The sequence below is a fragment of the Saccharothrix sp. ALI-22-I genome, assembly GCF_001984175.1.
Lineage (GTDB): Bacteria > Actinomycetota > Actinomycetes > Mycobacteriales > Pseudonocardiaceae > Actinosynnema.
Genome location: NZ_MTQP01000065.1, coordinates 95,655 through 108,505 on the forward strand (window position 1 = coordinate 95,655; position 12,851 = coordinate 108,505).

The 12,851-nt window shown below is 69.0% G+C and carries 4 protein-coding genes; 2 read left to right on the plus strand and 2 right to left on the minus strand.

Going from position 1 to position 12,851, the window contains the following annotated elements:
* The first annotated feature begins 35 nt into the window (after positions 1-35).
* Entirely contained in the window at positions 36-9,515 is a 9,480-nt protein-coding gene (locus ALI22I_RS27245) for an RHS repeat-associated core domain-containing protein (protein ID WP_083752044.1), read from the plus strand.
* 11 nt (positions 9,516-9,526) lie between these two features.
* Positions 9,527-11,764, plus strand: coding sequence for a hypothetical protein (locus ALI22I_RS27250; protein WP_143532455.1), 2,238 nt, complete (start codon positions 9,527-9,529; stop codon positions 11,762-11,764).
* Positions 11,765-11,825: 61 nt separating this feature from the next.
* Here ALI22I_RS27250 and ALI22I_RS27255 read toward each other — a convergent pair whose 3' ends face one another.
* Together ALI22I_RS27255 and ALI22I_RS27260 are read right to left on the minus strand one after the other, a co-directional pair.
* On the minus strand, positions 11,826-11,987 hold the full coding sequence (locus ALI22I_RS27255; protein ID WP_077008403.1) for a DUF397 domain-containing protein: 162 nt from the start codon (positions 11,985-11,987) through the stop codon (positions 11,826-11,828).
* A 9-nt stretch (positions 11,988-11,996) separates the two neighbouring features.
* Entirely contained in the window at positions 11,997-12,836 is an 840-nt protein-coding gene (locus ALI22I_RS27260) for a helix-turn-helix domain-containing protein (RefSeq protein WP_077008404.1), read from the minus strand.
* Positions 12,837-12,851: the final 15 nt, after the last annotated feature.

Sequence of the window (12,851 nt, forward strand, 5' to 3'; positions counted from 1 at the left end):
CCGCGACGGCCTGCTCAGTCGACTGGGGGAGCGGTATGTCGTCGCGTGTGCGCAAAGCCGGGCTGCTTGGGGTGCTGTGGGCGTCGGTCCCGGCGAAGGTGGTGGCGATCGCTGTCGTACTGGCGGTCACGGCCGGCAGTGGTGGGGACGCGGTCAACGGGTGGGGGCGGTCGGAGACTTTCGCGGCGGATGGCGTCACGACCCCCGGACCCGGGCAGCGGTGGGGGGAGGCTCAGGCGGACCCGGACCACCTTGAGGGCGCGCCGAACAACAACACGGTGCCTGAGTCGTTGAGATCGCGTTATCCGAAGGTGGAGTGGGATGCCGGGCCGCAGAACGCGGCGTCGGTGGTAGAACCGCCGGTCACGGAAGCGAAGGGCTTTCAGGAAGGCGAGAGCCGGGAAAAGGCCGAGGGCCGGACGAAGTACGAGAAGGTCTACACGAACCCGGACGGCAGCGAGACCACCGAGTTCTCCGCCGGCCCCGTCAACTACCGCGACGGCGACGAGTGGAAGCCGATCGAGACCGACCTCGTGCCGAACGACCAGGGCTGGCACAACGCGGCTGACGAGGTCGACGTCCAGCTGAACCGCGAGGCGGACGCTGAGCAGCTGGCCAAGCTCGTAGTGGACGCCGACCACGAGGTGTCCTACGGCCTGGCCGGCGCCAACAAGATCAACGGCACCGCGGAAGGCAGCACGGCCACCTACACCGAGGTCCAGCCCGGCGTGGACCTGAAGCTGGAGTCGCAGCCGGGCGGTGTGAAGGAAACTCTCGTCCTCACCCGCCCCGGCGCCACGAGCTTCACGTTCCCGCTCACCCTCAAGAACCTCACCGCGCACGTCGAGAACAACCAGGTCCTGCTCAAGGATGACAAGAACACGACAAGAGCCGTCATCCCACCGGGCGACATGGTCGACGCGAACGGCATCCGCTCCACCGCCGTCACCTACGCCCTGACCTCGCACAACGGCCGCCCGGCGCTCCAGCTCACCCTCGACACCACCTGGCTGAACCAGGCCGCCTACCCGGTAGCGGTCGACCCCACGGTCCAGCTCCCGGTGGCAGGTGAAGCCGCCGACAGCAGCCTGTACGTCAACGGCACCACGTCCGCCCCCGGCGGCCAGACACTGGGAGTGGGCCCCAACGCGGCCTCCTACCTCCGCTTCGGCAGCCTGGTCGACAAGCTCCGCAACCACACGATCTTCGGCGCCCAGCTCTGGCTGGTGAACTACGACTCCGACTCGTGCAGGCCCAGGAACGTCACCGTCCACCCGGTCACCGAGAGCTGGACGTCCAGCAGCGACGTCGACTACCCCGGCCCGAACACCGGCCGCCAGCTCGGCGAACGCTCCTTCGCCCACGGCTACATCGCCTTCGGCCAGTCGTCCTCCGCCTGCCCCACCGCCGGCGAGCTGATCAACCTCGGCGGCGGCGGACGCGACCTGGTGCAGAAGTGGGTCAACGGCGAGCAGGCCAACAACGGCATCTCGCTGCGCGCGAGCGGTGACGGTTCCGGCAAGAAGTTCACCGGCCCGGCCACCGCCAACCCGCCCCGCCTCTACGTCACGCACAGCCCGTACAACGCGACGTACGCGCTGGCCAACCCGGTCCCCAACCCGCCGGTCCTGCAGAACCAGGACGGCAAGGTCAAGATCGCGGTCACCAACAAGAGCGCAGCGGCTTGGGCGCCGGGTGACTACTACCTGGCCTACCGCGCCTACAACGCCACCACCGGCGCTTCGGTCGTCCAACAGCGCTCGGCGAACCTGACCGCCACGGTCAACCGCAACCAGCGCGTCACCCTCGACGCCACGATCAAGGCGCTGCCACCGGGCAAGTACTTCCTCGACTTCACCATGGTCAAGACCGGCGGCCCGGTGTTCACCGACCACCAGGTCCCGCCGGGCCGGATCGTGCTGGAAGTCTTCGACATCCCGCCGGTAGTCCAGGAGCTGTACCCGCCGAACGGCTACCAGGCGCCCACCCTCACCCCCCAGCTGTGGGCCCGCGCCCTCGACATCGACGCCCCGCCGTCGGTCAACATGCAGTTCAAGTTCGAGATCTGCGAACGTGACGCCGCCGGCAAGCCGATCAACTGCGTGAACTCCGGCTACCTGGCCAAGACCGCGTGGACGGTCCCCGAGGGCACGCTCAAGTGGAGCAAGGCCTACGACTGGCGCGCGTACGTCAAGGACGCCACCACCGAGGTCATCTCCCCGTACTCCACGGTCCTGACCAGCGTCCCGCAGCCGGAGATCACCTCACGCCTGGCGGGCGGCCCGTACGGCACGAAGGACCAGGAGTTCGACCCGCAGTCGGGCAACTACTCCACCGCCGCCGTGGACGCCTCGATCACCACCGCCGGCCCGGAGCTCCGCTTGGTCCGCACCTACAACAGCCTGGACCCGCGCCGGGACGGCATCTTCGGCGCCGGCTGGTCCTCCCGCTACGACATGAAGATCGTCCAGGACGACGACGGCTCCGGCAACGTCGTGGTCACCTACCCGGACGGCCAGCAGGTCCGGTTCGGCCGCAACGCCGACGGCACGTACGCCGCGCCGTTCGGCCGCCAGGCGAAGCTCACCGTGGACACCACCGCGTGGAAGCTGCTGGACCTGTCCGGCACGACCTATCAGTTCTCCCTCACCGGCCGGCTGTCCAGGATCACCGACAGCGCCAACCGCGCGGTCGTGCTGACCTACGACAACACCACCGGCAAGCTGCTCAAGGCTCACGTCTCCAACAGCCAGACGAACACCTCCGGCCGCTTCATGACGTTCACGTGGACCGGCAACCGCGTCACCTCGGTGAAGGCCGATGGGACGACGTGGACCTACACCTACACCGGTGACCTGCTCACCAAGGTCTGCTCCAGCGGCTGCACGAGCTACGAGTACACCGCCGGCTCGCACTACCGCACCACCGTCCTCGACTCGCGCCCCGAGTCGTACTGGCGGCTCGGCGAACCCGAGGGCACGGCCGCGGCCAGCGAGATCGCGGTCAACCTCGGCAAGGACTCCGGCACCTACAAGAACGTCACCCTCGCCACCCCCGGGATCAACACCACCGACACCGCCGCGACCTTCAACGGCACCACGTCCGCCGTGGACCTGCCCAAGGGCACGGTCAAGAAGAGCCGTGACGGCGCGGTCGAGCTGTGGTTCAAGAACTCCGTCACCGGCTCGGGCGGCCCGCTGCTCGGCTACCAGGACAAGGCCCTCGGCTCCACGTCCACCACCGGCGTCCCGATCCTGTACGTCGGCACGGACGGCAAGCTGCGCGGCCAGTTCGGCATCGGCGCGATCAGCCCGATCACCAGCGGCGCCCTGGTCAACGACGGCAAGTGGCACCACGTCGTGCTCAGCTCCATGGGCTCCACCCAGACCCTGTTCCTGGACGGCGCCAAGGTCGGCGAGCTCACCGGCAAGACGATCGACCACGAGAAGCTGACGTTCAACCAGATCGGCGCGGCCTACGCCACCGGCGCCTGGCCCGCCTGGGGCACCACCCCGCAGCGCCACTACTCGGGCGTGATCGACGAGGTCGCGATCTACTCGGGCCCGATCGGCCCGCAGACCGTCACCGCGCACCGCAACGCCAACAACCCGGCCGACCAGCTCGCCAAGATCACCCTGCCCAGCGGCAAGGTCGCCGCGGCGACGACCTACGACACCGCGTTGGACCGGGTGAAGGAGCACACCGACGACAACGGCGGCACGTGGCGGGTCGGCCCGCCGGCCGTGTACGGCGGTGACAACGACCTGCGCCGCACGGTCGAGGTGCTGGACCCGTCGAACCGGCCGAGCCTGTACGAGTACGACGCGCTGGGCGGCTGGCTGCTGCGCCTGGGCCAACCGCTGGGCCTGGAAGCACGCTCCGAGGACACCCCCGGCGAGCCGACCAGCACACCCACCCCGCCCACCGAGACGTGCAGCAAGCCCGACCCGAACGACCCGGCGTTCTGCACCGTCATCCCGGACAGCTCCGGCGGCCCGGTGTTCGTCCGCTACGGCGCGGAGGGCATGAGCATCCGCTCGTACTCCTACGACGACAACGGACAGCTCAGCGTCGTCACCGACGAGAACGGCGACACGGTCACCCTCGGCTACGACGCGCGCGGCAACGTCACGTCCCGCAAGACGTGCCGCACCGCCACCGAGTGCCACACCAGCTACGAGACGTTCCCGACGACCATCACCAACGAGTACGACCCGCGCAACTTCCTGCCGCTGGAATCGCGTGACGGCCGTTCGGCGAGCGCGACCGACACCACCTACCGCACGTCGTTCAGCTACCACTCGACCGGCCAGCTGCTCCAGGAGACCGCGCCGGACGGCAGCATCGTCAAGCACACCTACACCAACGGCGCGGAGGTGGCCGTCAACGGCGGCTCACCGCCCGCGGCGCTGCTGCTGTCCACCGTGGACGCACGCGGCCGGACGACCCGCTACGCCTACTACAACAACGGCGACCTGGCCCGCGTCACCCGGTCCAACGGCCTGATCACCGAGTACACCTACGACAACCTTGGCCGCACGGCCACGATCAAGGAAATCTCGGACACCTTCCCGAACGGCGTCGTCACCTCCTTCACCTACGACGCCATGTCCAGGCTGCAAACCACGACCGGCCCGATCACCACGAACGCCGTCACCGGCAAGACGCACCAGCTGCGGACCACGAACACGTTCGACGCCGACGGCAACGTCACCCAGGTCGAGAGCACCGACACCCAGGGCAACGACCCGCCGCGCGTCACCAAGTTCGACTACGACCAGCAGAACCGCCTCGTCAGGGAAACCGACGCCGAGGGCAACGAGACGTCGTACGAGTACGACGCGTTCGGTCATCGGACCTCCGAGACCGACCCGAACGGCAACCGGTTCGACTTCGCCTACACCACCCGGGGCAGCCTGGCCGAGGTGCGGCTGCGCGACTGGCGCAGCGACCCGGCCGGCGTGCCCGCGCCGGCCAACGGGTACCTGCTGGTCAAGTCGTTCTCCTACGACTTCGCGGGCAGGCTCGCCAGCGAGACCGACGCGATGGGCCGGCGCACGGAGTTCCAGTACTGGGGTGACGGCCTGCTGCGCCGCAAGGTGCTCAAGGACTTCGACAACCCCGACGGCAGCAAGCGCGACTACGTCATCGAGGACAACACCTACGACGGCGCGGGCAACCTGACCCGCACGGTCACCGGCAACGGCAAGCTCGTCACCGAGCACACCATGGACCGGCTCGGCCGGGTGTCGACGGTCGTGGTCGACCCGGCGGGTCTGCGCCGCACCACCAGCTACACCTACGACGCCGGCGACAACGTCACCCGCACCACGACCAGCGGCAAGGCGTCGAACGTGCCGTGGGAGGTGTCCGCGACGCCGGAGATCGTGAGCTACCAGCACGACGACCTCGGCAACGTGATCGAGGAGACCGTCACCGACGGCATCACCAACCGGGTCACCAAGTTCGGCTACGACCAGCGCGGTCACCAGATCTCGGTCACCGACCCGAGGCTCAAGACGACCACCTACGCGTTCGACGAGCTGGGCCGCCAGGTCACGACCACGGGCGCGGAAGTGCCGGTGGAACGCGACGGCGGCGCGCCGACGACCACCAAGCCGACCACCAAGACCGGCTACAACACGTTCGACGAGATCGTCGCGGTGGCGGACGAGCTGGGCAACGTGACCACCGCCGGGTACGACCGCCTCGGCCGGGTCGTGTCCACGACACTGCCGACGCACCAGGCGATCACACCGACGACCAGGACGTTCTACGACGGCAACGGCAACGTCACCGAGGTCGTCAACGCCCGCGGCTTCTCCACGAAGATGAGCTACGACCAGCTGGACCGCGTGGTCACCGTGGACGAGCCGGCCACCACGGGCCGGGCGATCTCGCGCTTCACCTACACCCGTTCCGGTCAGCTGCTGTCCACGACGGCCCCGGACGGCGCGCGGACCGAGTCGACCTACGACGACCTCGACCGCGAGATCACCTCGACCCAGTACGAGCGCAAGCCCACCACCGGCACGTTCACCGCGTGGGGGCGCTACGACGACCTCGGCAACGTGATCTCGGCCGTCGCCCCCTCGGGTGCCGCCGCGTCGTTCACCTACGACACGCTCGGCCAGCTGATCAAGGAGACCGACCCGGCCGGCGTGCCCACGCACCACGGCTACGACGCGGCGGGCAACGCGGTCCGCGTCACCGACGGCCTCGGCCGCACCACCCGCCTGGTCTACGACCTGTTCGGCGACCAGGTCGCGCAGTCCGAGCTGAAGCCGGACGGCACGGTCCTGCGCACCACGAAGTACGGCTACGACACGGCGGGCAACACGACCACCGTCACCGACGCCAAGCAGAACGTCACCACGTTGGAGTTCGACGCGGGCAACCGGCTGGTCAAGCAGATCGAGCCGGAGGGCGTCACGCAGGAGTTCGGCTACGACGCGGCCGGCAACCTCACCCGCTACACCGACCCGCGCGGGAACCGCACCATCACCACCTACAACCCGTGGGGCCTGCAGGAGAAGGTCATCGAGCCCGCCACCGCGGCCCACCCGACCGACCGCACCTGGACGTCGGAGTACGACGCGAACGGCAACGAGGTGAAGCTGACCGCGCCCGGTGGCGTGGTCCGGACCCGGACGTTCGACCCGGCCGACCAGCTCACCGCCGAGACCGGCAGCGGCGCCGAGAAGCCCACCACCGCACGGGACATCGCCTACGACATCGTGGGCCAGGCCACCCGGATCGGCTCCGACACCTACACCTACGACGACCGCGGCAACCTGCTCACCACGGCCGGTCCGGGCGGCACGGCGGAGTTCGGCTACGACGCCGACAGCAACCCGACCACCCGTCGTGACGCGGCCGGCACCTCGACCTACACGTACCTGAAGGGTCGACTGAACACAGTCGCCGAAGGACTGGCGGGCGTCACCCAGACGTTCGGCTACGACGGGGCGGGCGAGGTCAAGACCGTCGGCTACGGCGCGGGCCGCACCCGCACCTTCGGCTACGACGACTACAGCCGCCAGATCTCGGACGTGCTCACCGGCTCGACCGGTCAGACGATCTCGTCCACCACCTACGGCCACGACGACACCGACCTGGTCACCAGCAAGACCGAGAACGGCGTCCAGACCGGCTACACCTACGACGCGCTGGGCCGGCTCAAGACCGCCACCACCGGCGGCGTGACCACGGCGTACGAGTGGGACCCGGCGGGCAACCGCACCAAGGCGGGCGCGAAGACCTCGACCTACGACGAGCGCAACCGCCTGCTGTCCGACGGCGACTACACCTACACCTACAGCGCGCGCGGCACGCTCGCCGGCCGCACCAGCTCCGGGCACACCGAGCCGTACGCGTTCGACGCGTTCGACCGGATGGTCGGCGCGATCAGCCAGACCTACACCTACGACGGCCTGGACCGGGTCTCCACCCGCAACGGCACCGCGTTCACCTACGCGGGCCAGGACGACCAGGTCGTGTCCGACGGCACCGCCACCTTCGCCCGAGGCCCGGGTGACGAGCTGCTGGCCACGAAGAAGGGCGATGCCGCACGGGTGCCGGTGGCCAACGGCCACGGTGACGTGATCGGCGCGATCGCACCGGACGGCCAGGCGCTGGCCGACAAGACCAGCTACGACGCGTTCGGCAAGGTCACCGCCAAGACCGGCGACACCGGGCCGCTGGGCTACCAGGGTGACTGGACCGACCCGGCCACCGGCCAGGTCGACATGGGCGCCCGCTGGTACGAGCCGACGACCGGTGGCTTCAACGCCCGCGACGACATCCCGTTCCAGGGCGGCGAGGGCGTCCGCGCCAACCGCTACACCTACGGCGCGGGCGACCCGGTCGGCCAGATCGACCCGGACGGGCACTGGTCGTGGCCGTGGGATTGGGGCGATGACGACGGCGGCGACGGGCCGTCCACGTCGGTGGAGACCTACCAGTGCATCCTCGCCTGCTTCGACGAAGACACCTCATGGGCGATCCGCCAGCAGGCGGACAACCTGTCGGGCAAGAAGCGGAAGAAGTCACCCGGGTCGAGCGGCACCTACCCGTCCTACGCGCCCGGTCCGGCGTACAACGGCAGCGGCGGTGGCGGTAGCTGCGGCGCTTGCTACAACGCGAGCGCGGCGGCGCGTGCCGAGGCGGCTCGGCGGGCGGAGTACGAGCGGAAGAAGCGGGTCACCGCGCAGGCCAAGGCGGCGGCGCAGTACTCGGCGCGGCACGTGCCCAGGACGGTGTCCGGCGCGGCGCACTCGCCGGTGACGAACATGCCCAAGCCGGTGGCCTCCAGCCCGAAGGTGCCCGCGAACAAGGTCGGGACCAGCCGTGACGTGGTGGCCGACGCCAAGCGCGGCACGGACAAGATCTACGACCAGGCCGTGAAGAAGGCCGGCAACCCGGTGCAGAACACGTCCAAGGCCAGTCAGCCCGGGTCCTCGTCCGGGTCCGGCGGCATCTCGTGGAAGTGGCCGGGTTGGAAGCAGGCCGCCAAGGACTTCGGCAGTGGGTTCGTGGAGGGGCTGGCCGAGTTCAGCGGCTACAACGACGCCAAGCGGTGCATCACCTCGGGCGACGCGGAGAGCTGCATCTGGACCGTGGTGTCGGTGGCGTCGGTGTTCGCCGGTCCGTACGGCGTCGGCGCGGTGCGTGCGGCGAAGGGCGTCCGGATGGGCGCCAAGTACGCCGACGACGTCGTCAACGCGGCGTGCACGGTCGTCGCCGCGGCAGACGACAACAGCTTCGCCGGTGACACCCCGGTGCGGATGGGCGACGGCTCCACCAAGGCGATCGGTTCGGTGCGGGTCGGCGACCAGGTGACGGCGGCCGATCCCACCACCGGGCAGAGCGGTTCGTACGCGGTGACCGATGTGATCGTCGGGTCCGGCACCAAGGAGCTGACCGAGCTGACCGTGTCGTTCGAGGGCCGCACGTCCACCCTCACCACCACCGACGGCCACCCGTTCTGGGCCGACGGCAAGTGGGACGAGGCCGGTGATCTGGTTGTCGGACAACGGATCTCCGAGGGCCAGATCGTCGGCACGCGATCGTGGACCGAGCAGCGAACGGTCTACAACCTGACGGTCGACACCCTGCACACTTTCCACGTCGTGACCGGTGACGCGGACGTGCTCGTGCACAACGCGGGCCGGTGCCGCAAGGCGTGGGACACGGTGACGTCCGGTCTCGGCAAGGCGGCGAGCGCTCTCGGCAGGGCCAAGAACGCGGTGATCAAGCCGTTCCAGGCATTCGGGCGCAAGTTCTCCGCCTTCAGGGCACGTCACGGCGGGCTGCGGAACTTCCTCCTCTACCGCCCCTACCACCACGTGCGCAACCAGACGGCGAAGGCAGTGACGTCGTGCCTGGGCAATGCCTGGACGGCGGGGGTCACCTACATGTCCTCCCGCAAGCTGAGCTATGCGGTCTTGACCTTCGCGGGCGCCTGCCTCTTCACGACGGTCAAGGACTCCATTCCCAACAACCCGACCAAGTGAAGGAGAAAAGGTTGTCACCCAAGAGATCGGGCTTGTTGGCGGTCGCCGCCACAGTGCTCGCGATGGTGGTCGCACCACAAGCGGCGCTCGCGGACGCGGCAGGCGGGGGCGGGGACTACGTCCAGCTCAACAGCGTGACCGACGTGCTGGACACCCGCGACGGGACCGGTGGCGTCACCGGCCAGCGCGGTGAGGCGAGCACCACGACGGTTCCGGTGCTCGGTGTCGGCGGCGTGCCGACGACCGGTGTCGGTTCGGTGATGGTGCGCGCGTCGATCCTCAGCGCGACCGAGCCGACGTTCCTGACCGTGTGGCCGGACGGCACGACCAGGCCGAACGTCACCGCGGTCAGCGTCAAGGCCGGTGAGGACCTGGTCGTGTTCACCGCGGTGAAGGTCGGTGCGAACGGCAAGATCTCGGTCTACAACGCGGCGGGCAAGGCGCACGTCGTGATCGAGGTGCACGGCTACTACAAGTCGGCGCAGGGCAGCAACGGCGGCGGGTTCGTGCCGGTGACGCACACCCGCACCATCGACACGCGCAACGGCCTCGGCACCACCACGGGGACCATCGCGGCCGGTGCGAGCCGGACGGTGACGTTGACCGGCGGGCTCATCCCGGCCGGTGCGACGGCGGCGTACGTGAACCTGGCCGTGCCGAGCGCTTCGGCGAAGGGCTGGTTCACGTACTCGCCGGTCGGTGGCAGCTCGCGCCCGGTGATGAACTACGTGGCCGGGACGACGCAGGCGGCGGCGGTCGTGCAGCTGCCGGCGGACGGCCGGGTGACGTTCACCAACCGGGGCGCCGCCGCGGTGCACTTCATGCTCAACGTGGAGGGCTACTTCACCAACTCGGCCACCACGGGCAGCGGTTTCCGGTCGGCCTACGGTCGGCTGATCAACACGCGGACGGTGGGCGCGGGGCTGCCGATGGCCGCGAACAGCACCATCGACGTGCAGGTCGGCGGCACTCACGGGTTGCCGACGCGGGGCATCGCGGGTGCGCTGCTGACGGTCATCGCCACCTCGGAGGCGGCCGGGTACCTGAAGGCGTGGCCGGTGGGCGAGGCCGAGCCGTCGTTGACGATGATGGACCACGGTGACAGCTGGCGGGCCAACTCGATCGTGCTCAAGCCCGGAACCGACGGCAAGATCAGGGTGCGCAACGGCAGCGCGGACACCATCCACCTGATCGTGGACCTCCAGGGCTGGTTCGCCGAGCCGCTGCCCACCGTGCCGGTCGTGCCGAACACCCGGACCACGGTGCTCCAGGCCGCGCCCGTCGCCGGTGCGCTGGCGGGGACGTTGGAGTACGCCTACACCGACAACTCGGGCCGGGTCGTCTACGGCCACCAGCAGCAGGTGGACAACTTCAGCTCGGTGCAGTGGACGGTGGTCTCGGGCAACGAGGCGTTCAGCGGTCAGCCGACGCTCGCGCAGCTGTCCGACGGCCGCATCCAGGTCACCGCGCAGCACCGCAGTGGTGACGTGTGGTCGCTCACCCAGACGGCGGCGGGCGCGGTGACGTGGAACCCGTGGGTGAACCTCGGCGGTTCGATGGCCGCCGCGCCGACGGCCGTCAAGCTGGCCGACGGGACGTTGGCGCAGTTCGCGGTGGACGTCGACGGCAAGCTGTGGGTGTACCAGCAGAAGGGGACCGTGCCGTTCTGGCGGAACCTGGGCGACCAGAACCTGGTCGGAGGCCTATCGGTGGTCGCGGTGCGCGACGGCGTGCGGGTGTTCGGCCTGGATGGGGCCGGTGCGGTGAAGAGCGTGCTGTTCTACAACGACGGCTCGCTGTCCCCGTGGACTGATCTTGGTGGGGCCGGCTCCTCCGGTACTCCTGCCGTGGTCGTGCGGCCCGGCTACCAGCTCCAGGTCTTCGTGCGTGGGGCGGCGGGCTCCATCGTCACCAAGCTCCAGGACGCCGGCGGCACGTGGCCGGGTGGTTGGACCGAGGTCGGTACCCCCGCCGTTGCTCCGGCAGGCGCTCCGGCTGCGGTTCTCGACCCCGGCGTGGGCCGGGTGGCGGTGATGTTCCGCGGCACCGACAACGAGATCTACCGCGTCTGGGAAACCGAGATCGGTGCCAACACGTGGGGCACCTGGGGCACGTTCATCGAGGGCCTCTCAGACCCCTCCGCCACCGACCCCTCGGTGCTGCCTTACTACAACGGCACCAGCGACACCTGGGTCCTGACCTTCCGCAGCCCCAACGGCACGCCCAGGTGGGTGGACCGCCAGACCTGAGCCTGACCAAGTAAGCCTGACAAGTATGACGGGCCGGGGCCCTACCGCCCCGGCCCGTTTTTTACTTGCTGCGCTTGACGAACCCGGCCCACGCACTCGCCGAGAAGGCGAGCCGTGGCCCGCTGGGGTTCTTGGAATCACGGACGCCAACCGGGCCGGCCGCAGGAAAGTTGACGGCGACGCAGCTGCCGTTGTCCGCACTGTAACTGCTGGTACGCCACACGACGGTCTCCTACATGATCAATGACTCGATCAGGGTCGCGCTCTCACCAGGCGACAGCGCGACCCGCTCCAGGCTTTGCGTGCTCAGGGTATAGGTCTGAACCCGGCTCGGTTCATCCACGAAGACGGCCGCATCCTGGATCTCGATGTACACGATCGGGCGAGCGTCGGCGAAATCGAGCAGCATGAACTGCCCGGTGTTCGCCGCGTGTGGTCCGGCCTCCGGCTGCACGACCTGCAAGGTGACGTTCGGCAGGTCACTGAGCCGCAGCAGGTGCTGGTACTGCTCGTTCATCAACTTCTGGTCACCGACCCGCAGCCGAAGCGCGTGCAAGTTGAGCACCGCGTGCAGCTCCAGCGGTTCTTCCTTGAGCAGCAACCGCGATCGCTGCATCCTGAACTCGACCAAGCGGCTGGCCGAATCCGACTTCACCCTCGGGGAAGCGTTGGTCAAGGCCATCGCGTAGTCCTCGGTCTGGATGAGGCCAGGGAGCACGATCGGCTCGAAGACGAACTCCCGCCGCGCCAAGGATTCCAGCCCGACCATGGTGCGCAGCCAGTCCGACACGACATCGGTCCACGGCCCCACCCACGATGCGTCATCGGCGCGACTGCTCAGCAGCACGAGTCGATCGATGTTCTCGCGCTCGACATCGCAGGCCTTGAGGATCTTGCGGATGTCGCTCGGATACTGTGTGCTGCGGCCGGTCTCCATGTGACCGAGCTTGGGCTTTCCGATACCGCAGGCCTTCGACAGTTCCGTGAGGGACAGACCGGCCTCGTTCCGGTAGCGCGCGAGCTCGACACCGATCAACCACTGGAGCGCCGAGGGCGCGGCCAACTCGAACATGATCCGACTGTAGCC